The sequence below is a fragment of the Ruegeria sp. G12 genome (genome assembly GCF_056533565.1).
On sequence record NZ_JBQFOO010000003.1, the window covers coordinates 491,770 to 515,100 of the forward strand.

22 protein-coding genes are annotated in these 23,331 nt (G+C 60.7%); 6 read left to right on the forward strand and 16 right to left on the reverse strand.

Annotated features, from left to right (window positions below; all coding sequences use genetic code 11):
• Nucleotides 1–31: 31 nt before the first annotated feature.
• The 5 genes from ACR0JN_RS10230 to hslO form a co-directional block, all read right to left on the reverse strand.
• The gene (locus ACR0JN_RS10230) at nt 32–1,864 is read right to left on the reverse strand and encodes an ABC transporter ATP-binding protein (protein ID WP_480885417.1); all 1,833 of its coding nucleotides are present in this window, start codon (nt 1,862–1,864) and stop codon (nt 32–34) included.
• Nucleotides 1,861–3,699 carry an ABC transporter ATP-binding protein gene (locus tag ACR0JN_RS10235; protein WP_480885418.1) on the reverse strand — a complete coding sequence of 613 codons (1,839 nt, stop codon included), beginning with the start codon at nt 3,697–3,699 and terminating at the stop codon, nt 1,861–1,863. Before ACR0JN_RS10235 ends, ACR0JN_RS10230 begins: the two co-directional genes overlap by 4 nt.
• A 196-nt stretch (nt 3,700–3,895) precedes the next feature.
• Nucleotides 3,896–5,050, reverse strand: a complete 1,155-nt coding sequence (locus ACR0JN_RS10240) for a CCA tRNA nucleotidyltransferase (RefSeq protein ID WP_480885419.1) — start codon at nt 5,048–5,050, stop codon at nt 3,896–3,898.
• Complete coding sequence (locus ACR0JN_RS10245; RefSeq protein WP_480885420.1) at nt 5,047–5,661, reverse strand: CoA pyrophosphatase; 615 nt, start codon at nt 5,659–5,661, stop codon at nt 5,047–5,049. The genes ACR0JN_RS10240 and ACR0JN_RS10245 overlap by 4 nt, the downstream gene beginning before the upstream one ends.
• Complete coding sequence (hslO, locus tag ACR0JN_RS10250; RefSeq protein ID WP_480818072.1) at nt 5,636–6,622, reverse strand: Hsp33 family molecular chaperone HslO; 987 nt, start codon at nt 6,620–6,622, stop codon at nt 5,636–5,638. Before hslO ends, ACR0JN_RS10245 begins: the two co-directional genes overlap by 26 nt.
• Nucleotides 6,623–6,698: 76 nt before the next feature.
• Between hslO and ACR0JN_RS10255 the strand changes: the two genes are divergently transcribed.
• A complete protein-coding gene (locus tag ACR0JN_RS10255; RefSeq protein ID WP_480885421.1) occupies nt 6,699–7,142 on the forward strand; it encodes an NUDIX hydrolase in 444 nt (147 codons plus the stop codon).
• Here the strand turns inward: ACR0JN_RS10255 and ACR0JN_RS10260 are convergent.
• Nucleotides 7,139–8,410, reverse strand: coding sequence for a PP2C family protein-serine/threonine phosphatase (locus ACR0JN_RS10260; RefSeq protein ID WP_480885422.1), 1,272 nt, complete (start codon nt 8,408–8,410; stop codon nt 7,139–7,141). The two genes, ACR0JN_RS10255 and ACR0JN_RS10260, sit on opposite strands and share 4 nt — an antisense overlap.
• Nucleotides 8,411–8,557: 147 nt before the next feature.
• On the opposite strand from ACR0JN_RS10260, the gene ACR0JN_RS10265 reads away from it, so the two are divergent.
• Nucleotides 8,558–8,887: an Hpt domain-containing protein gene (locus ACR0JN_RS10265; protein ID WP_480885423.1), complete on the forward strand. Its 330-nt coding sequence runs from the start codon at nt 8,558–8,560 to the stop codon at nt 8,885–8,887.
• Here ACR0JN_RS10265 and ilvA read toward each other — a convergent pair.
• Entirely contained in the window at nt 8,884–10,110 is a 1,227-nt protein-coding gene (ilvA, locus tag ACR0JN_RS10270) for a threonine ammonia-lyase IlvA (protein WP_480885424.1), read from the reverse strand. The genes ACR0JN_RS10265 and ilvA overlap by 4 nt on opposite strands.
• Nucleotides 10,111–10,167: 57 nt before the next feature.
• Nucleotides 10,168–10,671: a hypothetical protein gene (locus tag ACR0JN_RS10275; RefSeq protein ID WP_480885425.1), complete on the reverse strand. Its 504-nt coding sequence runs from the start codon at nt 10,669–10,671 to the stop codon at nt 10,168–10,170.
• 422 nt (nt 10,672–11,093) lie between these two features.
• Here ACR0JN_RS10275 and ACR0JN_RS10280 point away from each other — a divergent pair, with 422 nt between their 5' ends.
• The 3 genes from ACR0JN_RS10280 (at nt 11,094) to ACR0JN_RS10290 (ending at nt 13,107) form a co-directional block, all read left to right on the forward strand.
• Complete coding sequence (locus ACR0JN_RS10280; protein ID WP_480818078.1) at nt 11,094–12,320, forward strand: argininosuccinate synthase; 1,227 nt, start codon at nt 11,094–11,096, stop codon at nt 12,318–12,320.
• 26 nt (nt 12,321–12,346) lie between these two features.
• Complete coding sequence (locus ACR0JN_RS10285; RefSeq protein WP_480885500.1) at nt 12,347–12,751, forward strand: DUF1810 domain-containing protein; 405 nt, start codon at nt 12,347–12,349, stop codon at nt 12,749–12,751.
• Nucleotides 12,752–12,825: 74 nt separating this feature from the next.
• On the forward strand, nt 12,826–13,107 hold the full coding sequence (locus ACR0JN_RS10290; protein ID WP_480885426.1) for an SCP2 sterol-binding domain-containing protein: 282 nt from the start codon (nt 12,826–12,828) through the stop codon (nt 13,105–13,107).
• A gap of 2 nt (nt 13,108–13,109) precedes the next feature.
• Here ACR0JN_RS10290 and ACR0JN_RS10295 read toward each other — a convergent pair whose 3' ends face one another.
• The 6 genes from ACR0JN_RS10295 to ACR0JN_RS10320 all read right to left on the reverse strand — a co-directional run bounded on the left by ACR0JN_RS10295 (nt 13,110) and on the right by ACR0JN_RS10320 (nt 19,453).
• Complete coding sequence (locus tag ACR0JN_RS10295) at nt 13,110–14,036, reverse strand: 3-hydroxyacyl-CoA dehydrogenase NAD-binding domain-containing protein (protein WP_480885427.1); 927 nt, start codon at nt 14,034–14,036, stop codon at nt 13,110–13,112.
• The gene (locus tag ACR0JN_RS10300) at nt 14,036–14,785 is read right to left on the reverse strand and encodes an SDR family NAD(P)-dependent oxidoreductase (RefSeq protein ID WP_480885428.1); all 750 of its coding nucleotides are present in this window, start codon (nt 14,783–14,785) and stop codon (nt 14,036–14,038) included. The genes ACR0JN_RS10295 and ACR0JN_RS10300 overlap by 1 nt, the downstream gene beginning before the upstream one ends.
• The gene (locus tag ACR0JN_RS10305; RefSeq protein ID WP_480818082.1) at nt 14,782–15,573 is read right to left on the reverse strand and encodes an SDR family NAD(P)-dependent oxidoreductase; all 792 of its coding nucleotides are present in this window, start codon (nt 15,571–15,573) and stop codon (nt 14,782–14,784) included. The genes ACR0JN_RS10300 and ACR0JN_RS10305 overlap by 4 nt, the downstream gene beginning before the upstream one ends.
• On the reverse strand, nt 15,570–17,105 hold the full coding sequence (betC, locus tag ACR0JN_RS10310) for a choline-sulfatase (protein WP_480818083.1): 1,536 nt from the start codon (nt 17,103–17,105) through the stop codon (nt 15,570–15,572). Before betC ends, ACR0JN_RS10305 begins: the two co-directional genes overlap by 4 nt.
• Nucleotides 17,102–18,241: an aromatic ring-hydroxylating oxygenase subunit alpha gene (locus ACR0JN_RS10315; RefSeq protein ID WP_480885429.1), complete on the reverse strand. Its 1,140-nt coding sequence runs from the start codon at nt 18,239–18,241 to the stop codon at nt 17,102–17,104. Before ACR0JN_RS10315 ends, betC begins: the two co-directional genes overlap by 4 nt.
• A gap of 102 nt (nt 18,242–18,343) precedes the next feature.
• Nucleotides 18,344–19,453: a GlxA family transcriptional regulator gene (locus tag ACR0JN_RS10320; RefSeq protein ID WP_480885430.1), complete on the reverse strand. Its 1,110-nt coding sequence runs from the start codon at nt 19,451–19,453 to the stop codon at nt 18,344–18,346.
• A gap of 77 nt (nt 19,454–19,530) precedes the next feature.
• Between ACR0JN_RS10320 and msrA the strand changes: the two genes are divergently transcribed.
• On the forward strand, nt 19,531–20,202 hold the full coding sequence (gene msrA / locus ACR0JN_RS10325; RefSeq protein WP_480885431.1) for a peptide-methionine (S)-S-oxide reductase MsrA: 672 nt from the start codon (nt 19,531–19,533) through the stop codon (nt 20,200–20,202).
• Here the strand turns inward: msrA and ACR0JN_RS10330 are convergent.
• Nucleotides 20,199–21,071 carry a ribokinase gene (locus ACR0JN_RS10330; RefSeq protein WP_480885432.1) on the reverse strand — a complete coding sequence of 291 codons (873 nt, stop codon included), beginning with the start codon at nt 21,069–21,071 and terminating at the stop codon, nt 20,199–20,201. The genes msrA and ACR0JN_RS10330 overlap by 4 nt on opposite strands.
• 3 nt (nt 21,072–21,074) lie before the next feature.
• On the reverse strand, nt 21,075–23,330 hold the full coding sequence (locus ACR0JN_RS10335) for an NADP-dependent malic enzyme (protein ID WP_480885433.1): 2,256 nt from the start codon (nt 23,328–23,330) through the stop codon (nt 21,075–21,077).
• Nucleotide 23,331: the final 1 nt, after the last annotated feature.

Sequence of the window (23,331 nt, forward strand, 5' to 3'; positions counted from 1 at the left end):
ATGCTTGATTGTCAGAACTGCAAAAAGCCCCTTATTCGGCAGCTTCCGCCTGAATGAAGTCGCCAGACTGGCGATGCCAGAACCGGGCGTAAAGCCCGCCTTGTTCCAACAGCGCCTCATGCGTGCCGCTTTCCACGATCCGTCCGTGATCCAGAACGACGATCCGGTCCATCTCGCTGAGCGTCGACAGACGATGGGCGATGGCCAGAACCGTTTTGCCCTGCATCACCCGATGCAGAGCGGTCTGGATCGAGGCCTCAACCTCGGAATCCAGCGCCGAGGTTGCCTCATCCAGCACCAGAATCGGCGCGTCCTTCAGAATGGCGCGGGCCAACGCGATGCGTTGCCGCTGACCGCCGGAGAGTTTCACGCCCCGTTCGCCCAGATGGGCATCATAGCCCGTGCGCCCATGCGCATCCTGCAATCCCAGAATGAACTCATGCGCCTCGGCCTTGTGCGCCGCTTCGATCAGTTCGGCCTCAGATGCGTCGGGGCGGCCATAGAGGATATTCGCGCGCGCAGAGCGATTGAACATCGCGGTTTCCTGCGTGACCATGCCGATCTGGCGGCGCAGACTGTCCTGCGTGACCTGCGAGACATCCTGCCCATCAATGCGGATCGCGCCTTTTTCCCCGTTATAGAGCCTGAGCAGCAGAGAAACGAGAGTTGATTTCCCGGCCCCCGAGGCACCCACGATGCCCAGTTTCTCACCGGGCTGTACGGCCAGATTCAGATCAGTGACACCGCCGATATCACGACCGTAAGCAAAGCTGACTGCATCAAAGGTGATACCGCCCTCGGTCACGACCAAATCCGTGGCCTGCGCCGCATCCTCGACCCGGTCGCGCTTGGCGAGGGTGTTGATACCGTTCTCGATCTCGCCGACATTTGCGTAAAGGCCCATGAGGGTAAAACTGACCCAGCCGGTCATCTGCGCAATCCGGATCGAGATCGCGCCCGCCGCCACGATATCCCCGGGCGTCGCCATGCCGAACTGCCACAGCCACAGGGTAGCCCCCAACAGCAGCACCGGCAGGATGCCCGCCAGCGTCATCAGGATGAACCGGAAACTGGCCGAGAGCCGCCCGAAATCCAACGACTTCTCGCGCAGGTCGACCATCGAGTTTCGCGCCGCCTGATCCTCGAACTCGGCATGGGCGAACAGCTTGACGGTCTTGATATTGGTGATCGTATCCACCACCTGCCCCGACACCATCGCCCGTGCCCCAGCCCGCGCGGCCGAGCGCAAGCGGATGCGCGGCAGATACCAGCGCACCAGCAGGAAATAGACCACAAGCCAGGCAGCAAAGGGCAGCATCACCAGCGGGTGAATAGACCCTAACAAAAGCAAAGAGCCGACCAGTGAGGCCAGCGCAAAGACAATCGCGCTGATCGTCTCCGACACGACCGAGGCCATGGCGTTCGACGTCTGCATCTGCTTTTGGGCAATCCGTCCGGCGAAATCGTCGTCGAAATAGGTGACGGACTGGCCCAACGTCCAACGGTTCAGCTTGGCCAGAACCAGCGGGGTGATGTTGGGCATGACGATGTAGTTGTTCGACAGTGCGGACAGCCCGAAGAAAACCGGGCGCAGCAGCATAAAAAACGCCACCGCTCCAAAGATCAGCCACAGGTTCTCGGCGCGCAAAAAATCCTCGGGCCCGCTGGCGGTCGCGATATCGACCACCCGGCCCAGAATCCACGCCGTTCCAGCTTCCATCGTGCCGGCAAAGGCCGAGAAGAAGGCCGCGACGAACAGCATCGGCCAGGCCCCGGACAAGCTCCAGCGGATGAACGCCCCCAGCGTTTGCGGCGGGGGCGTTTCGGTGTCCTTGAACGGGTTGATGAGGTCGGCGATCCTCATTCAGCGGCCTCCGGGTTCATGAAGCCCCCAGATTGCCGCGCCCAGAACTGGGCGTAAAGACCGCCCTGCGCCAGCAGATCAGCATGGGTACCCTCTTCGACGATCCGGCCCGCATCCATCACCAGAATGCGGTCCATCTGGGCGATGGTGCTTAGCCGGTGAGCAATGGCGATCACGGTTTTGCCCTGCATCATGCCGTAGAGGGTCTCCTGAATGGATGCTTCGACCTCGGAATCTAGGGCGGATGTCGCCTCATCCAACAGCAGGATCGGCGCGTCTTTCAGGATTACCCGGGCCAGCGTCACCCGCTGCCGCTGACCTCCCGACAGTTTCACGCCCCGCTCGCCAACATGCGCGTCATAGCCGGTGCGCCCCTGCGGGTCCTGCAGGTCAAGGATGAACTCATGCGCCTCGGCCTGTTTTGCGGCGGCAATCATTTGCGCCTCGGTCGCGTTCGGACGACCATAGAGGATGTTGTCGCGGACCGAGCGGTGCAGCAAGGCGCTGTCCTGCTGCACCATGCCGATATGCAGGCGCAGGCTGTCCTGCGTCACGTGCGCAATGTTCTGATCGTCGATCAGGATCACACCGCGTTCGACATCGTAAAACCGCAAAAGCAGCTTCACCAGGGTCGATTTCCCGGCCCCGGACCGCCCGATCAGGCCGATCTTTTCACCTGGTTGGATGGTCATGCTGATGTGATCCAGCCCGCCCGTCGTGCGCCCGTAATGATGCGACAGGTCGCGCACCTGAATCTCACCTTGGGTCAGATTCAGCGCTTTCGCGCCAGACACATCTAGCAGATCGATGGGCTGGGCAATCGTTTCCATCCCTTCCGAGACGATCCCCAATTCGCGGAAGAAACTGGTCAGAGCCCACATGATCCAGCCGGTCATGGCGTTCAGACGCAGGGTCAGGGCGGTTGCCGCCGCGACCACACCGACCGAGGCGCTGCCCTGCATCCAAAGCGAAATCGCCCAACCCACGACGCCAACGATCAGCAGACCGTTCAGCGCCACCAGCACGGCATCCATGATGGTGAAAATTCGCATCTCAATCTGGAAGGTGCGGCGGGTCTCTTCAATGGCCTCGCGCGCGTAGTCCAGTTCCTGCGTGTCATGGGCGAACATCTTGACCGAATGGATGTTGGTATAGCTGTCCACCACACGCCCGGTCACGGTCGACCGCGCGTCCGAGGCCGCCTTGGACGCAGGCCCGACCCGCCGCACCGTCCAGCGCACCAGCAGGGCGTAGAAGGCAAACCAGATCAGCAGCGGGATCAGCAGCCGCGGATCGGCGGCGTAGAGCAGGATCGCGGCACCGATCATGTAGGCCAGCGAGAAGGAGATGGCGTCAAAGACCTGAAACACCACCTCACCCGCCGCAGGTGGGGTCTGCATGATGCGGTTGGCGATGCGCCCGGCAAAATCATTCTCGAACCAGCCGACCGATTGGCGCAGGACGTGCTTATGCGCGCGCCAACGGATCAGCGTGCCGAAATTCGGCAGGATCGTGTTGTTCAGCAACAGAACATCGACCAGATGCAACAGGGGCCGCAGAAACAGAACAAATGCGGCCATCAGCAGCAACTCGGTCCCGTGGTCCTGCCAGACCTCGGACGGAGACCCACCCAGCAAGTCGACAACACGGCCCATATAATAGATCAGCCCGATCTCGACCCCTGCCACGATGACCGAGATCAGCCCCGCCCAGAAGAACACCCGGAAAAACGGGCGCGAGTAGTCCAGCATGAACGGCCACAGCCGCGTCGGCGGCCTGTCGGATTCCGTATAGGCAACAAAAGGGTCAACAAGGTTTTCGAAATAGCGAAACATGGAGGGTGCTCCGATTGAGCGGGTACATAAGGACGTGCGAAGAAAGATGGCGCCAGAACACCACCCTTACGGGTCGAGCGTTCCGGCTTTAGCCGAACCAGATCCCGTAATACATTCGCATGCCTCCCTCCAAATCAGGTACAGGCGCACGTAACCACAAACGCGCGAATTTGTCATCCCCTTTTGAGACTTCCCGCTATTCTGACAGCAGATCGTCGCGGGTCAGGGCAAATCCCGAGGCGATCCAGCGCGCCTCGAGCTCAGCCAGTTTTTTGCCTAGCGCGGGGCCGGTGAAATCGGGGATCAGGTCTGCGGCCTTGATCGGGAACCGCGCGGCGGCCCCATGATGCAGCGCGGTTTTCAGGTCGTCGGACCATGGCTGTTCCAGAAAGGCGCAGCGCAGCAGGGTTTCGTGCAAGCCGCCCTCATCCCCGTATCGGTATCCCAGTTCGGCGACACTGGTTGTCCCGGCGGCCTCGTCCCGCATCCGGGTCAGGCGCTGCAGTTGCGCGCGGCTCAGGCGCAGGGTGGCGGCATCTTCGGGGGTTGCGATGGCAGCCAGTCGGCGCACTGGGTCCGGTGCCGCCCCTGCGGCCTGTTCCAGATGGATCAGGGATGCCAACGCCCGGTCATCCGCCCCCGGCAGCAGTTGTGCCAGAACACCAGTGCTGCGCATCGCCGCCACAGACGGGGCCGGATCGGGCGCGCCCAGCAGTTTCAACAATTCCGCCCCGACCCGTTCTCGAGACAACCCTGCCAAGCCCTCCAGATTTGCCGAAATCGCCGCCAGCGCGTCGGCATCGAACCCGGCCTCGGGGTTGCCGTACCAAGCGTGAAACCGGAAATAGCGCAGCGAGCGTAGGTAGTCCTCGCGAATGCGATGCGACGCCGTTCCGATGAAACGCACATGCCGCGCCTCAAGATCCGGCAGGCTGTCAAGCGGGTCTAACACGGAGCCATCGGGCCGGGCGTAGATCGCGTTCATGGTGAAATCGCGCCGCGCCGCGTCTTCCTCGACCGTGTCAGAAAACGCCACAACGGCGCGCCGCCCGTCGGTTTCGACATCGCGGCGGAAGGTTGTGATCTCGTGCGGGATGCCCTGGCTGACCACGGTGATCGTGCCGTGATCCATCCCGGTTGGGATCGCCTTGAGGCCCGCGCCCTGCGCCAGTTCGACCACCCTGTCCGGGCGCGCATTGGTGGCGATGTCGATATCCGAGACCGGCGCGCCCAGCAGCGCGTTACGCACGCAGCCGCCGACAAATAACGCCTGCGCGCCTGATCCGGTCAGCGCGGCACATACCGCCTGAGTCGCAGGTTCCGAAACCCACGGCGCTTTGATCTGCTTCATTCACTCACCCGTGCTGCCAGCCCCCGCAGGATGCGAGCCGTCGCGCCCCAGATGTAATAGGGACCGAAGGGCACTGTGAAGTATTTTCGCCTGTGGCCACGCCAGCGGCGCGACTCGATCAGATAATTTGCCGGGTCCAACACATGAGAGAGCGGCACCGAGAACACCTCATCCACCTCGCCCGGCTCGGGGATGACCTGAAACGTTTGCCGGATGATCGCAACCACCGGCGTGACCGAGAACGAGGTCACCGTTTCATGCGTCGGCAAAAAGCCCAGAACCTCGGGCAAGTCCCGGGGCAGGCCGATTTCCTCTTGCGCCTCACGCAAGGCAGCGGCGGTGACATCCACATCGCCTTCGTCCTGCTTACCGCCCGGAAAGGCGATCTGGCCGGGATGGTGTTTCAGGGCCGAGGACCGCTTCGTCAGGATCAGACGCGGCGAGTCACCTGTGACCGAGATCGGCACCAGAACCCCCGCCGGGCGGAGCTTGCGCCCCGGCGGCAGAACGGTTTCCGGGTTCAGGTCAAAATCGCTGGACCCGTGACCGGGGCGGCCCAATGCCGCCCGGATCATGGCGCTGGGGTCATGCACCTGTAGCATCATCGGCATCAAAGCCGACCGTCGCCGGATCAAGCACATAATGCGCGCCGCAGAACTGGCAGTCGGCGGTCACATCGCCCTCGGGCGTAGTCATCTTTTCGATGTCCTTGGCCGAATAGATCGACAGGCTTTGGCGCACGCGATCTTCAGAACAGGTACAGCCGAACTGCACCGCCTGCGCGTCAAAGACCCGCGGGCCTTCCTCGTGAAACAGACGGATCAGCAGGTCGGTGGGCGCAACCGAGGGGCCGATCATTTCCAGGTCCTCGACCGTATCCAGCAGGATGTTGACGCGGCCCCAGTTCTCACCCTCTTCCCCGTCAACCAGATCGGCAGCGGTGAGGATTTCACCGGTGCCTTCGCCCGACGCGGCAAAGGGTGAGGCTTTGGGCATATGCTGCAACATGATCCCGCCCGCGCGCCAGTGTTCGCCGACACCGGGCTCGGTCGATTTGCCGAAGCTCAGCGAAAACCGGGTCGGCAACTGCTCGGATTGGGCAAAATACGCCTCGGCGCAGGCGCTGATCGAGCCTCCGGCAAGGGGCGTGATTCCCTGATAGGGCTGCGTGCCCTCGCCCTGATCAATCATGATGGCGAAATAGCCTTCGCCCACCTGATCGAAGGGCGCGCTGTCGGTCAGCCGATCCCGGTCGAAGCTGGCATAGGCGCGAATGCGGGCTGGTTCACCCTCGACCTTCGGGGCGTAGTAATCGGTTGCGATCATGCGCACCGCGCCCTTGGACTGCACCTGCAGCGACAGCTTCCAGCGCAAGGATACCGTCTGGCCGATCAACGCGGTCAGCAGGGCCATCTCGGCCACCAGCGCCTCGACCTGTTCGGGATAGTCGTGCTGCTTCAGGATGCCGTCCAGCACGCCATCCAGACGGGCCACACGGCCACGCATATCCGATACATCGAGTTGAAAGGGCAGGACGGTATCGTCCCACGCGATTTTCGTTCCAAGAGACATGGGGTTTCCTTACACGCCACAGGTTGGCATACCGGCACCATATAGGTCGTACAGATTGGGTTGTAAGGGGCCATACATGATCAGACGGTTCGGCGAAAGCCCCGAAGCCGGGCGGGCGTATACTCGGCGTGTCGGCGTCTATGCCCTGCTGCCGCGCGGCCGGCATCTTTTGCTGACCTGCCAGACCGAACCGGGGCCGGATCTGCAACTGCCCGGCGGCGGAATTGATCCGGGCGAATCGCCTGTCACCGCCCTGCACCGCGAAGTGTTCGAGGAAACCGGCTGGCTTGTGGCCGCACCCCGCCGCGTCGGCGCGTTCCGCCGATTCACCTATATGCCGGAATATGACCTGTGGGCCGAGAAAATCTGCCTGATCTACCGCGCCCGTCCGGTGCGCCGAATGGGTCCGCCCTCCGAGCCGTTTCACGAGGCGCTTTGGATGGACTGCGCCGACGCGGTAGAGTTGCTGGGCAATGACGGCGACCGCCATTTTGCCCAACTGCATCTGAACGGGCTTTAGGGGCCGTTATATTCGAAGAACACCGCCGACACATCGTCATCCATCCCGCTGCCTGGGGACAGGGTCTGGGACAATCGCCAGAACATATCCTCCAGAAACTCGGGGCCGCCCTGCCCTGCCACGCAATCCTGCGCCATCCGGCGCAGCCCGTCTTCGTCTAGCATTTCGCCATCCGCCATCTGGCATTCGGTAAACCCATCGGAATACAGCAACAGCTTGTCGCCGGGGTTCAGATGCGTTTCGATCTGCTGAAAGGACACATCCGGCAGTAGACCGATGGGCAATCCGCCCTGACCCAGAAACTCTGTGCTGCCATCACGGCGCAAGAGCAGCGGGTGCGGGTGCCCCGCCTGCACCATTTTCAGATGCCCGTTGCGCAGGTCCACAATGGCGTAAACCATGGTGAAGTACTCCTCGACCCCGGCATCGGCCATCAGGCGGCAATTGAGCATTTCGGCCACTTCCTCGGGCGGCAGCAGCGCATAAAACTTGTTGAACCGCTTCTCCATCGCGACGTTCTGATCGAAATGCGTGCTGGACAGATAACCGCCAAGCCGCGCCGTCATCATCGCCGAGGTGATGCCGTGGCCGGACACGTCGATACTGTAAAACCCCAGCCGATTGACGCCGGGTGAGAACATGCCCACCAGATCGCCCCCGATATGGCCGCAGGGTTTCAGCAGCAGGCTGACCCGCGAGTTGCCGAACGTGCGGGTCAGTTCGGGCACCAACGAATCCTGAATTTTGCGCGCCTGCATCAGGTCCTTGTCGATCGCGTCATGGGCCAGCTTCAATTCCTCCAGCGCCGATGCGATCATCTTGTTCTTCTCGGACAACTCGCGCTGCATATCCAGAATGCGGGCGCCTGCGGAGATACGCGCGCGCAGCTCATCCGCTTCAAGCGGTTTGATCAGGAAATCATCAGCCCCCGCATCCAGCCCCTTCGCCACCTCCTGCTTTTCGCTTTTTGAGGTCAACAGGATGAAATAGCTGTACTGCTCGGTCTCCAGCGCGCGAAAGGCGCGGCAGAATTCCAGCCCGCTCATGCCCGGCATGATCCAATCGCTCAGCACAAGGTCCGGCGGATCGCCCTGACACAAGTCCAGCGCGGCCTCGCCATTATCGGCCTCCAGCACCTCAAAGCCCCATTTCTTGAGCGAGGCCACCAGAATACGCCGTTGCAAACGGCTGTCATCAACGACCAGAACCTTGCGGATCGCGCCGAAGCCCTGATCGGACCTGACATCCTTTGGAAAGGTCTGTGACACTGTGAAAACCCTGCGCTGCGTTCCCTGACCCGACAGCGCGACCCTATCGCGGGCGAGTTTAACATCCGGTGAAGGGCTGCGCTTAACCGCCTGTTTACTGGCGGAGGGCTACCTTCGGGCATGAGAAATCCGATGCAGGGGGCGGCCATGATTCACTGGCCCAGGGTCAGACAATTGCGGGACGAGGTCGGCGCCGAGGAGTTTGACGAGGTGGTCGACATCTTCCTGGACGAGGTGCAGGAGGTGATCGAGCGCCTGCAAAACGACCCCGCACGACGAGATCTGGAACAGAACCTGCATTTCCTCAAGGGCAGCGCGCTGAGCCTTGGGTTCGATCGGTTCTCGAAACTCTGTCAGGATGGCGAACGCCGCGCCGCCGCAGGGCAGCCTGCGGATGTGGATATCCCGGCAATCCTTACCGCTTATGATGAATCGAAATCCGTCTTTCAGGCCGACCTGGCCCGGAACCTGCGCTAGATTACGAACTGGGCCAGCGTCTCATCCTCGGTGATGTCCGTATAGGTAAACCCGGCCTCGTCGAGATGCGCGAACAGGCGCATGAAATTCTCGGGCTTGCGGGTTTCGATCCCGATCAGGACTGAGCCGAAATTGCGCGCCGATTTCTTCATGTATTCGAACCGGGCAATATCGTCCTCGGGGCCGAGAATGTTCAAAAACTCTTTCAACGCGCCGGGGCGCTGCGGCAGGCGCAGGATGAAGTATTTCTTGACGCCTGAGTAGCGCTGGGCGCGCTCCTTGACCTCGGGCAGGCGTTCGAAATCGAAATTGCCGCCCGAGGTGACGCAGACCACCGTCTTGCCGCGAATGAAACTCTGCACATCGGCAATAGCTTCAATCGCCAAAGCCCCGGCGGGTTCCAGCACGATACCTTCGACATTCAACATTTCGATCATGGTGGTGCAGATACGATCCTCGGACAGGACCAGCACATCCGACAGATGACGTGATTTTAGCAACTCAAACGGCTTCGCGCCGATCCGACCCACTGCCGCGCCATCGACGAAATTGTCGACGTGATCCAGCGCCACCGGATGCCCCGCCGCCATTGCCGCATGCAGGCAAGCCCCGCCCTTTGGTTCGACAAACAGACAATGGGTGCGATCCCCGAACCACGTCGCCACGCCCGAAGACATGCCGCCCCCGCCCACCGGCAAGATCACATGATCGGGGAGCCTGCCCAATTGCTCCTCGATCTCGACCGCCAATGAGGCCTGCCCCTCGATCACATCCTCATCGTCAAAGGGCGACAGGAAATGCCCGCCCTGCTGGGCACACCACGCCTGCGCCGCGGCGAGCGTGTCGTCGAAATAGTCGCCGGACAGGTGGATCTCGATATTCTCCCCGCCAAAGATGCGGGTTTTCTGGATTTTCTGCTGCGGTGTCGTGACCGGCATGAAGATCACACCGCGCACGTTCAGATGCTTGCACATGAACGCCACGCCCTGCGCGTGATTGCCCGCGCTGGCGCAGACGAACAGGTCCTGCCCCTGCTGCTTGCGCATCGCGTTGAACGCGCCCCGAATCTTGTAGGACCGCACCGGGCTGAGGTCTTCCCGTTTCAGCCAGATATCGGCCCCATAGCGATCAGACAGATGGGCATTGCGCTGCAGAGGCGTCGCCGGAAACACAGAGCGCATCGCCTGTTCGGCAGCGCGGGCGCGGGTCATGAAATCGGTCATGGGGGCTCAGTGCCGCATCAGTGCAGGAAGGGCAAGGATTACATATGTGTACGCGGATCAGGCGAGTTCGCGCTTTTCGATGAAGATGCCGTACATTGTGGTCCAGACACTAATACACACAAACGAGTAGAACAGTTGTACAAAAACTTCTGCAGAAGTTGCCGCCAGAGGTACTACATGCCGTGTCAACTCAATCACCACGGATGTACAGAACAAGCCAACGAGCTGAATAAATGTGAGAAACAAAAGTGTTCCAGATCTGCCCTTTGTGGTTCGGAATGCCTCCCGAACAGTCAACCGTTCCCCAACCGCTACTGCGGGGAAAACCAAACCCAATCTGAAAACAAAATAGTACGACAAAAGAAATGAGGCGACGGGAACAATTTTCATAGCTGATTTAGAAAGTGGTGTCGTCTTGGTTAGGAAAAACAGGATGAAATAAAAGCTCACTCCAATCAAGAATGAGATCACCCACGCAGCGCCGAGAACTCTGATAGAGGCTTTCACATAGGCGACGAAGACTGGTTTTTTGATGCTCGATCTATGGGCCGCAAAACCCACTTAAGCTCGGGTTTGTCAAGTATACAATCGCCAATAAATACCCAGATGATGACAGAGACATTGGCCACAATAGCCAGCACAAATCCAATCTGGGCGATGCTGCTCAGTGAACCAAACCACTCTGTCCATGGTTGATTGGCCGATCGCGTGGTTTGAGATTGGAAGAACAGATACGTCACAATTGCAATCAGCGTTGAGGGTACAAGCGCGATGCGAAGGGCTTCCCACCTATTGCGAAAAACCATCCGAACCGAATGCACAAAAATCTTCCAACCCAACATCCTGAAAACCGCCCTCTCAACCAATCCTTGTTCTCTTTCCGCCCGTTTCACCTTAATTCCCGCCTGCGGTCAACGCACATAACTTGCCCCCGCGTTCAAAACCCGCTAGGGGCCAAGCGTTCTACGCATAAAGGAAGTCAGATGTCCGCGCCCAAGAAAGTTGTTCTGGCCTATTCCGGTGGCCTCGATACCTCGATCATTCTGAAATGGCTGCAGACCGAGTATGGCTGTGAGGTGATCACCTTCACCGCCGATCTGGGTCAGGGCGAGGAGCTGGAACCGGCACGACAAAAGGCCGAGATGCTGGGGATCAAGCCCGAGAACATCTATATCGAGGATATCCGCGAAGAGTTCGTCCGCGACTTCGTCTTCCCGATGTTCCGCGCCAATGCGCTGTATGAGGGTCTGTACCTGCTGGGCACCTCGATCGCGCGACCGCTGATCTCGAAACATCTGGTCGATATCGCCCATGCCACAGGGGCCGATGCGGTGGCGCATGGTGCAACCGGCAAGGGCAATGATCAGGTCCGGTTCGAACTGGCGGCTTACGCGCTGGAACCCGATATCAAGGTGATTGCGCCGTGGCGCGAGTGGGACCTGACCAGCCGGACCCGCCTGATCGAATGGGCCGAGGCGCATCAGATCCCGATTGCCAAGGACAAGCGTGGCGAGGCTCCGTTCTCGGTCGATGCCAACCTGCTGCACACCTCGTCGGAAGGTAAGGTTCTGGAAGACCCCGCCGATATGGCCCCCGACTATGTCTATCAGCGCACCGTCCATCCCGAAGATGCGCCGAACGAGCCCGAATTCATCGAGATCGGCTTTGAAAAAGGCGACGCGGTCAGCATCAATGGCGAGGCGATGAGCCCCGCAACGCTGCTGACCAAGCTGAACGAATATGGCGGCAAGCACGGCATTGGTCGCCTCGATCTGGTCGAAGGCCGGTTCGTGGGCATGAAATCGCGCGGTATCTATGAGACACCGGGCGGCACCATCCTGTTGGAAGCCCACCGCGGCATCGAATCCATCACCATGGACCGGGGCGCGATGCATCTGAAAGACCAGCTGATGCCGCAATATGCGGAACTGATCTATAACGGCTTCTGGTACTCGCCCGAGCGTGAGATGCTGCAGGCCGCCATCGACAAGTCGCAGGAACATGTCACCGGCACCGTGCGCGTGAAGCTGTACAAGGGTCTGGCTTCGACCGTGGGCCGCTGGTCGGATCAATCGCTTTATTCCGAGGAACATGTGACCTTTGAGGATGACGCCGGCGCTTATGATCAGACCGACGCGGCGGGCTTCATCCAGTTGAACGCCCTGCGCCTGAAGCTACTGGCCGCCCGCGACAAGCGATTGTCCAAGTGATCGACGAGGACGACAACGAACTCGATATGTTTATCGAGGCGCAGGACACGGTTTGGTCCGATGTCCTGCGTGAGTTGGAACAGGGGCAGAAAACCAGCCACTGGATGTGGTTCGTGTTTCCGCAACTGGCCGAGCTTGGCCGCTCGCACATGGCGCAGCTTTACGGGATCGAGGATCTGGATGAGGCCGCGAGCTATCTGAACCACCCCGAACTGCGCCGCCGCCTGACTGAAACCGCCCGGTTGATGCTGCTGCACCAAGGGCGGGATGCCAGCGAGATTCTGGGCGGGATTGATGCGAAAAAACTGCGCTCGTCGATGACGCTGTTTTCCTCGGTCCCGGACGCTCCGGCAGAGTTTCAGGCCGTTCTGGATGCCTTCTACGGCGGACAGCCCTGTGAGCGAACGGTAGAGATTCTGCAGACCTCCTAAGTTCCAGTCGGGTCATCCTTGCTAACGCGCCTGCCCTCCCTTTACCCATGGACCAATGGCACAAGGGGATTGGGATGCTGCAGGACATAGCCGACGGGATTCAAAAGGGGCTGCATGGCAAAAGCTTCGACGGCTCGCTGAAATTCGATTGCGGTGAGGCCGGGGTGATTGTTCTGGCCGACAATCAGGCGACGACGCAGGACCGCGATACCGACTGCACCATCCGCATCTCGCAGGACAATCTGACCAATTTGCTGACCGGCAAGCTGAACCCGATGACCGGTGTGGCGCTGGGCAAGCTCAAATCCTCGGGCAATATGGGCGTTGCGATGAAGCTGGGACAGTTGCTGGGCTAGGTTCAGCGCAGATCGGCGATGGATTTCTGCATCGCTACGATCAACGCGTCCCTCTGCGCGGACAATTCCTCTGGGGTCCTCCCGTTGGCCTGCGCCGCGACGCCATCTGCAAGCTGTTTCGCCACATCGTCGGTCAGGTAGACCTGACCCAGATCGTTCCACCACCCGTTGAACGTATCGGTGAAGTGGTCGCAGAACGCTTTCAGCCCGCCTTCGCCAGCGCCCAGGTTGAACAGCATGGTCGGCCCCATCGCCGCCCATCTGACCCCCGGCCCGGCCCAGACCGCCTTGTCCACATCCTCGACCGAGGCGACGCCCGAGACCACAAGATGAATCGCCTCACGCCACAGCGCGGCCTGCAGCCGGTTTGCCACATGACCCGGCACCTCTTTGTTCACGCGGATCGTGGTCTTGCCAACACTTTCGTAAAAGGCCTGCGCGGAGTCGACCACGCCATCGGCTGTTTTCTCATTCCCCATCACCTCAACCAAAGGGATCAGATGCGGCGGGTTGAACGGGTGCCCCAACACAAAGCGCGATGGATCAGACCAGCCCGGTTGCATCTGGCCCAGCGTCAAACCCGAGGCAGAACTGGCGAGGATGGCGTCGGGGTCCAGGGCAGGCTCGATCTCGGCGAATATGCCATGCTTGATCGGTAGGCGCTCGGGCACGTTTTCCTGCACAAACCCGGCACCCTGCACCGCGTCCGCAGCGCTAAGATGAAAGCTGATCGCGTCGGGGGTGCCGTTCTTAGTCAGGCCCAGCGCACCCAGTGTAGGCCATGCGGTTTCCACATAGTGGTGCACCTTGCGTTCAACCTCAGGGTCCGGGTCAAACAAGGCAACCGAGCGCCCCGATGCCAAAAACAGCGCCGCCCAACTGGCCCCGATAACCCCACCGCCCAGACAAGCCGTGTGCTGTATGTCCATCAGAACAATCCCGGATTTAGAGGTGAGGCCGCCGTCAGGCCGCCATCGACGGTGAACAACTGGCCTGTGGCAAAACCGGCTTCGTCCGAGGCCAGCCAGACCGCCATGCTGGCGATATCCTCGGGCCTGCCAAAGCGGCGCATGGCATGGCGCGCGATGGCGTCCCGGCGCGCGGCCCCGGGGTCCTGGGCAAGGTCGAACCCGGCGTCCAGCATGCCGGTTTCAATCCAGCCGGGGCAGATTGCGTTGCAGCGCAGCCGGGGGCCATGATCAACAGCAATGGATCGGGTCAAGCCATGCACAAACGCCTTTGACGCATTGTAAAGCGCCATGGACGGATCGGCGTTTTGCCCCGAAATAGAGCCGATATTGATGATTGAACCCCCATCGGATATCCGAGGGATAAACGCCCGGCACAGGTTGAACACGCCCCGGCAATTGGTGCCGATCACCGCCTCCCAATCCGCATCCGTGCTGTCCACGACGGTCTTTTCCACCTGAACGCCCGCGTTGTTCACAAGGACGTCCGTGCCATTGGTGATCCGGGCCAGTTCTTCGACCGCAACCGCATCGGTGACGTCCAACTGATACCACTGGACGTTCTGACCCAGCCCTTCGGGCCGTGACCCCCGGCCACAGGTCGTGACCGTTGCACCTTCGCGGGCAAATGCCTCGACAATCCCGCGCCCGATGCCTTGCCGCCCGCCCGTGACCAAGGCCCGTTTCCCTGCCAGACGCAGCGTGCTCATAGCTTCATCTGCTGAACCTGCGCGCTCAGCCCTCCGTCCAATACCCACAATTGACCGCTTGCGTATCGCGCCTCGTCCGAGGCCAGCCAGTTGACGAGATTGGCGATGTCCTCCGGCGTGCCATAGCTGCGCAGCGGGTGCACATCGCGCACGGCTTGCTGTAACTGGTCGATGGTCTTGCCGCCGCCGCCCGAACCGTCACCAGTGAAAAAGCTCTGCAACATGGGAGTGTCGACATAGCCCGGGCAGATCGCGTTCACGCGGATACCCTCGGGCCCGTGATCGCAGGCCATCGCGCGGGTCAGGGCGTGAATCGCGCCCTTGGTGGCGCAATAGGCGGCGAGGCCGGGATCGGCGATAAACCCGTCATAGCTACCGAAATTGATGATCGAGGCGGTGCCACCCGAAGCAGCCTTGCGCATCAACGGCAGCGCGTGTTTCGAGGTTAGGAACGTGCCGGTCACATTCACCGCAAAAGACAGGTTCCATTCCTCAAGCGTGGTCTCTTCGATGGTCTTTTCGATCTCGATCCCAGCAGCGTTGACCAGAATGTCCAGCTTGCCTGCCTCGGCCCCGACCTGCTCCATTGCGGCGATTACATCTGCTTCCTGCGTGACATCCAGTTTAACGAAGATGCTGCCGTCGTCGTTATGGGCCGCCAGAGACCCCTCGGGCGTCAAATCGGCAGAGTAAACCCGCGCGCCTTCGCGCAGGAACCGGGCCACGATGGCGCGCCCGATGCCGCCGCGCCCGCCGGTGACAAGGGCGGTTTTGCCGTCCAGCATCATTCTTTGCCCTCCTTCAATGGCGGATAGCGATAGCGGATCGCGGCAACGGTCCAGTCCATGTGGTTGCGCACATATTCCTGCGTGGCATCGCGTGGCGGATTGTAGTCCCAAGGCTCGCCAGCGCCCGCCTCCATCGCCGCATGCAGCGCACGGCGGGATTTCTGCGTCGCGATCACATCAGCCCGCAGTTTTTCACTGTCCCAGCGTTGGGCAACTTCGGCGGCAAAACCGGCAGCAGAATCGGCATAGGCGGGATCATCTGCTACATTCACCCGTTCCAGCGGATCGGCGGCCAGATCGTACAATTGCGGCGGGTCCGGGTCGCAATGAATATATTTGAGCGACCCGCGCCGGATCATGAACACCGGATAGGGCGTCATCTCGGCGCAATATTCGCCGATGGCTTCGTCCACCGGGTCACCCTCGCCCCGTGCCAGAGGCATCAGAGAGCGCCCGTCAACCGGTTCGCCGTAATTTGCATCGGACCCGCCGGCAATGTCCACAAAGGTTGGCAGCAGATCGACAAGGGAACAGGCGTTCGTGGCTGCTCCCTGCGCAACACCAGGCCCTGCCATGATCAGAGGCACGCGGGCCGAGTACTCGAAGAAGTTCATCTTGTACCACAGCCCCCGCTCGCCCAGCATGTCGCCATGATCGGCGGTGATGATGACGATTGTGTTGTCCAGCTCGCCGATATCCTCAAGCGCCTGGACCATCGCGCCAACTTTACTGTCAAAGTAACTGACATTGGCCAGATAAGCACGGCGCGCGCGGCGGATTTCTTTTTCGGTCAGAGGGACATAGCTCGCCTCGATCCCGTCCATCACCCGATGCGAGAACGGGTCCTGTTCTTCGGGCGTCAGGGTGAATTCGGGCATTGGAACGTCGACATCCGCATATAGATTCCACCAGTCCGGCTTGGCCACATAAGGGTCATGCGGGTGGATGAAACTGGCGACCAAACAGAACGGGGCCTCCTCCCCTGCGGCGCGATCCCGGCCCCGGTCGATCAGCCAGCGGCGGGCGGCGAACTCGACCTCATCATCGTAATCGGTCTGGAAGGTGGCGATAGCCTCACCGCTTTCCTTGACCGTCTGCATGTTGTGATACCACTTGTCGATCCGCTCATCCGGGGCTTCCCAATCCGGGGTCCAGGCGAAATCGGCGGGGTAGATATCGGTGGTCACCCGGTCCTGAAACCCGTGTTTCTGATCGGGACCGACAAAATGCATCTTGCCCGACAGGCAGGTGCGATAGCCCAGCGCCGTCAGGTAATGCGCAAAGGTGGGAACCGAGGCGCGAAACTCGCTGGCATTGTCATAGGCGGCAATCCGGCTGATCAACTGCCCGGACATGAAGGCAAATCGCGACGGCGCACAGAGCGGCGAATTGCAGTAAGCGGCATCGAACCGCATGCCCCTTGCTGCCAGCGCATTCATATGAGGGGTCTTGACCACCGGGTGGCCGTACGCGCCGCAAAACTGCGGTGCCAGTTGATCGGCCATGATCACAACGATGTTGGGCCGCCTCACGGCGCGGCCTTTGCGTAGGCGTCCAGAACCAGCCCGTGGAAATGATGCACCGCATGTTCGGATTTGCCCGAGCCGTTCGGATCGTGCACGATCCGGCCTTGCGTGAAGGCTGGTGTGCTCATTCCCCGTTGCACACTTTCGACGATGTCGATGTCTTCACGTTGCAGAACCTCGTCAAGATAGCGGATGGCTTCCAGCTCGGCCGCGTCCGGTTCCGGGGTTTCAAGGAAGAAATCATAGGTCTCCAGCGTTCGGTCCGGACCCATAGGGATGATATTCAGCACGATCATCGAGGACCGCCCGGGATAGCGCATCAGGCAGGTTGTGGGCCACAACCACCACACCGCATGGGTGCGCACGGTGGCATTGGACACGTCATAGGCGGTGTTTGCACCCTTGCCCGCCTCGGCCATGTGGCTGGAGTAGATGCCGTAGGTCGTCACCTTATAGGTGTCCATATCGACCAGATCGCAGAAGTCTTTATGCGCGGTTGGGCAGTGGTAGCATTCCAGAAAATTGTCGACCACGTTCTTCCAGTTTGACCTGATGTCATAGGTCAGGCGATGGCCGAAGGTCAGATTCTCAATATCCGGGGCCCAATGGCGGATTTCGGTTTCCAGATTGCCTGAGACCTTGTGCAAAGGCACCGCGTTAGGGTCTAAATTGACATAGATGAAGCCTGCGAATTCTTCGACCTGCACCTGGTCCAGACAGATGTCTTTGGTTCTGAACTCCGCCAGATTCTCCGTCTCGGGCGCGCGGACAAGTTGGCCGTCCAGCTTATAGGTCCAAGCGTGGTAGGGACACATGATGCGGGTGGTTTCGCCCTCGCCCGACAGCAGGTGATGCGCGCGGTGTTTGCAGACATTGTAGAAGGCGCGCAAAGTGCCCTCGCGGTCGCGCACCACGGCGATGGGCCGCCCGGCGATTTCGACCGTCATGTACGACCCCGGATTGCGCAGCTTTTCGACGTGACAGACCCATTGCCACGTTTTGGCGAGGATCTCGTTCAGATCGACCTGATACCATGCCGGATCGACATAGGCCTCGGCCCTTAGTGAGCTGGTGTTGAACGGATCGGGGCTGTACCCGTCAGAGATACGCTGGAACTGGGTTTCAGTGGGCAACTGGCGCATGGTCGACTCGGATGGCTGATCTTGGACGCATATGATCTGCTGAAATTCACATTATGCCTTAACAATATTAGCCGCCGTTTTGATATTTATGGACGCAGACCCCTAGTCCCGGCGTGTCCGGTGCATCGGCCAAGCGCGGAATTCGAAGGGAACGCGCCCTTCGATCCGGTCCTGACTGGGCGGCAGACCGAACCTGTCCTTGTAGGACCGGCTGAAATGCACCGGACTGGCAAAGCCCGAGGCCAGCGCCACCTCGGCCATCGGCAATTCGGTCTGGGTCACCAGCCCGCGCGCCCGGTCCAGACGAATGTCCCGGTAATAAAGCGCCGGGGTTTTGCGGATAAAGGTGGCGAACAACCGGTCCAACTGGCGGTGCGACAGACCCGCCTGCTGGCAGATCTCGGGGATCGGGATCGGCTCTTCCAGATTGGCCTCCATCACCTGAATCGCTGCCCGCAGCTTGGCAGGCACGGTCGAGCCCAGAGGTTCGCTGCCGCTCGGCTGCTGCATCTCAGCCGGACCGCGCAGTCGGTCGTGGAAAATGTACCGGGCGGCTGCGTTGGCCAGGGCGCTGCCATGGATGCCCTGCACAATCTGCAGCCCGAAATCCACCGCAGCCGTTCCGCCACAGCAGGTGATGCGGTTGCCGTCCAGCACATACAGGTTTTCCACCACCTCAACACCCGGAAAAAGCTCCTGAAAGGCGTCAATATGTTCATAGTGAACCGTCGCCCGCCGCCCTTTTAGCAACCCGGCTTGTGCAAGAATGAACGCCCCGGTGTCGAGCGCGCCCAGAGTTGCGCCGCCGCGTGCCCAGTGTCGCAGCGCGGTGCCTAGCTTTGTCGTCAGGTGTTTTTCGGGGGTCCAGCTTGCGGACACGATGACGATATCCGCATCTTCGATCTGCAAAGGATTGGTTTCGATACTAGCGCCGTTGCTGGCCACGCAATTCCCGCCATCTTCGGACACAATCTCCCACTGGAAATAAGACCGACCGTCCAGATAGTTGGCCGCCCGAAACGGGTCGATAAAGCCCATTGTCGCGGCCATGTTGAAGTTGGGTGCAACAATCACCACCAGCCGTGTTTCAGCCCGCGCGGTCTGTGCCATCCCGTCCTCCAAAGCCCATTTTGCCTTGCCGATCAGAAGATGCTTTTTGGCGACGCCGCGCAAGTCACGCGCCGCACAGCAGCGACGATAAACTCGTCTCACCAGCGCGTTATAAACCATGTCAGGCAATTGCAACGGGCAGAAACATTGGCCACCCTTGGATCAAAAGGAGACCTGCCATGACACGGACTGCTTACCTCGATAACTTCAAAACCGCCCTGCTGTTTACCTTGATCGCCGTGGCCGCAATGCTGCGCGCTCTGCCAGCCCCCGCCGCCGGAACCGAGACGCTGACAGTGGCCGGTGGGTGCTTCTGGTGCGTCGAATCCGATTTCGAATCCGTACCCGGCGTGATCGGAGCGGTCTCGGGCTATACCGGCGGCAAAGCGGCGAACCCGACTTACGATCAGGTCTCAAAAGGCGGCACCGGGCATTATGAGGCGGTTCAGATCACCTTCGACCCGGCCCGCGTTTCACGTGCAACGCTGCTGAATATGTTCTTCCGCTCGGTCGACCCAACAGATGCAGGCGGTCAGTTCTGCGACCGGGGCGACAGCTATCGCACGGCAATTTTCGTCTCTAACGCCGGAGAAAAGGCGCAAGCAGAGGCTGCAAAGTCAGCGGCCCAATCCGCCCTTGGGCAAAAAGTGGTCACGCCAATCCTGCAGCAATCGACCTTTTACCCGGCCGAGGCCTATCATCAGGATTACTACAAAGGCGACAAACTGGTATTCACGCGCTTTGGTCCCAAACGCCAGAAGAATGCCTACAAAGCCTACCGCAAAGCCTGCGGGCGCGACGCTCGGGTTAAGCAGCTTTGGGGCACGGATGCACCCTTCGCCGGGTCCTAATCGAACTTGGCGTCGCGCACCTCTCGCAGATCTGGGATGACATCTGCCGTGCCGTGCCGCGTGACCATCAGGGCCGCGGCACGGTTTGCCTGCAGGATGGCCTGCTCGATCGGAATGCCGCGATCCATGCCCGCAAGAACGTAGCCGGTAAAAGTATCGCCCGCCCCGGTCGTATCAACGGGCTGCACCTTGTGTGCCGCAAATTCCATGGGATCACGGCCCTGCTGCAAATACCGCGCACCTTTTGAGCCCAGCGTCACAATCACATGGCGCACCGGCAGATCAGCGGCGTCCAGACCGGTGTCCTGCCGCAATTGTTCGGCTTCGACCTCATTCAGAATCAGGAAATCCAGATAGGGCAGTACCGCCTGCACCGCCCGCGCCTGAAACGGGGCTGCCGCATAGCAGACCGTCAGGCCCAGCCTGTGACCCAGCCGCGCGGCATCGACCTGTGCGTTGGTTTCGTTCTGCATCACCAGAATGTCGCCGGTATTGGCCGAGGCCAGCGCCTGCCCTACCTGCCCGACCTCCAGCGCGTGATTTGCGCCGGGATAGAGCACGATCAGGTTCTCGCCCTGCGCATCGACCGCGATGATCGCATGGCCGGTGGCGACATCTGCCTCGACAATATGCCGGGTGTCGACACCATATTCCGTCAGCCGGTTCTTCGCCCAGCGCCCATCAGAGCCAACTGCGCCAATATGGCTGACCTGCGACCCTGCGCGGGCCGCCGCCACCGACATATTGGCCCCTTTCCCGCCTAGAAACCGGTCCAGACCATTGGCGGCAAGCGTTTCACCCGCCGCTGGCAAATGCGGCAGGTCGTAGACCATATCGGCGTTGATTGAACCCAGATTCCAGATCGTCATGGCTTATTTAATATCGCACGAGGCCAGAATGGCCATGTTCAGAATGTCATTCGCGGTCGACACGGTGGAACAGATCTGAACCCGCTTATCGATTCCGGACAGGATCGGGCCGATCACGGTCGCCCCACCCATTTCCTGCATCAGCTTGGTCGAGATACTGGCCGAGTGCCGCGCAGGCACGATCAGGATATTGGCCGGGCCGGTCAGGCGCGAAAACGGATATGCCTCTTGCTGGTCCACGTTCAGCGCGACATCCACGGTCATCTCACCCTCGTATTCGAAATCGACATTGCGCCGGTCCAGAACCGCCGGGGCGCGATGCATCTTTTCCGCCCGTTCCGAGATCGGGTAGCCGAAGGTCGAGAAGCTGACAAAAGCCACGCGCGGCTCAAGCCCCATATGGCGGGCAACGGCAACCGAGCGTTCGGCGATATTGGCCAGATCGTTTTCATCAGGCCATTCATGCACCAGCGTGTCGCCAATCAGCACGATCCGACCCTTGTGCAATACGGCTGTTACGCCGACTGCTCCGTGCGCAGCGTCCGCATCAAAAACGTGATTGATCCGGTCCAGCACATGCGCCGATTTCCGCGTGGCACCGGTGACAAGCCCGTCACCGTGCCCATGTGCCAGCATCAGAGACGAAAACACATGCCGGTCACGGGCCGCAAGCCGGTGGATATCCTTGTGGTCGAACCCTTTGCGCTGCAGCCGCTGGTACAGAAAATCCTTGTAGGTTTCGAGATGCATGGTGTTGGCCGCATTCACCACCTCAAGCTCGCGCACGGCGTCGCCCAAACCAGCAGCCTCGAGCTTTTCTTTCACATCCTCGGCCCGTCCGACGACCAGCGCCTTGCCAAAACCCGAGCGTTGATACATCACCGCCGCCCGCAGGACACGGGGGTCATCACCTTCGGCAAAGATCATCCGGCTTTGCGCCTGACGTGCCCGGGCGTTCAGACCGCGCAGGATGCTGGCGGTCGGGTCCATGCGGGATTTCAGGCTCAGCTCATACGCATCCATATCGATGATCGGGCGCCGCGCCGCACCGGTATCCATGCCCGCCCTCGCAACCGCTGGCGGAATGCGATGGATCAGGCGTGGGTCAAAAGGCGTGGGAATGATGTAGTCCCGGCCAAAAGTCAGCGATTTGCCATAGGCCATGGCGACTTCGTCCGGCACATCTTCGCGCGCCAGACGGGCCAGCGCGTGGGCGCAGGCAATCTTCATCTCGTCATTGATGGCGCGGGCGTGGATATCCAGCGCGCCACGGAACAGGTAGGGGAAGCCCAACACGTTGTTGACCTGATTGGGATAATCGCTGCGACCGGTGGCAACGATGGCGTCCACACGAACCTCATGCGCCTGTTCCGGAGTGATTTCCGGGTCCGGGTTCGCCATGGCAAAGATCACCGGATTGTCCGCCATGCTGGCAACCATGTCCTGCGTCACCGCACCCTTGACCGACACACCCAGGAACACATCCGCGCCATTCATCGCATCTTCCAGCGTGCGCAGATCGGTTGCGACAGCGTGGGCCGATTTCCACTGGTTCATCCCCTCGGTCCGGCCCTGATAGATCACACCCTTGGTGTCACAGACGATGCAGTTCTCGTGCCGCGCGCCCATCGATTTCAGCAGTTCGATACAGGCAATCCCGGCGGCCCCCGCTCCGTTCAGAACGATTTTCACATCCTCGATCTTCTTGCCCGAGATATGCAGCGCATTCAGCAGACCCGCGGCGCAGATCACCGCTGTTCCATGCTGGTCATCGTGGAAGACGGGGATGTCCATCTCTTCCTTCAGGCGCTGTTCGATGATGAAACACTCGGGCGCTTTGATATCTTCCAGATTGATGCCGCCAAAGGTCGGCCCCATCAGGCGCACGGCGCGGCAAAACTCATCCGGGTCCTCGGTGTCCAACTCGATATCGATCGAGTTCACGTCGGCAAAGCGTTTGAACAGAACCGCCTTACCCTCCATCACCGGCTTGCCGCCCAGCGCGCCCAGATTGCCAAGGCCCAGCACGGCTGTTCCGTTCGAGATCACGGCAACCAGATTGCCCTTGTTGGTATAGTCATACGCGGTCTCGGGCGCTTCGGCGATGGCCTCACACGGCACCGCAACGCCGGGGCTGTAGGCCAGCGACAGGTCGCGCTGCGTGGTCATGGGAACGGTGGCCTGCACCTCCCACTTGCCGGGGGTGGGGTCCAGGTGAAAGGCCAGCGCCTCTTCTTTGGTGATCTTCGTTTTGGGCATG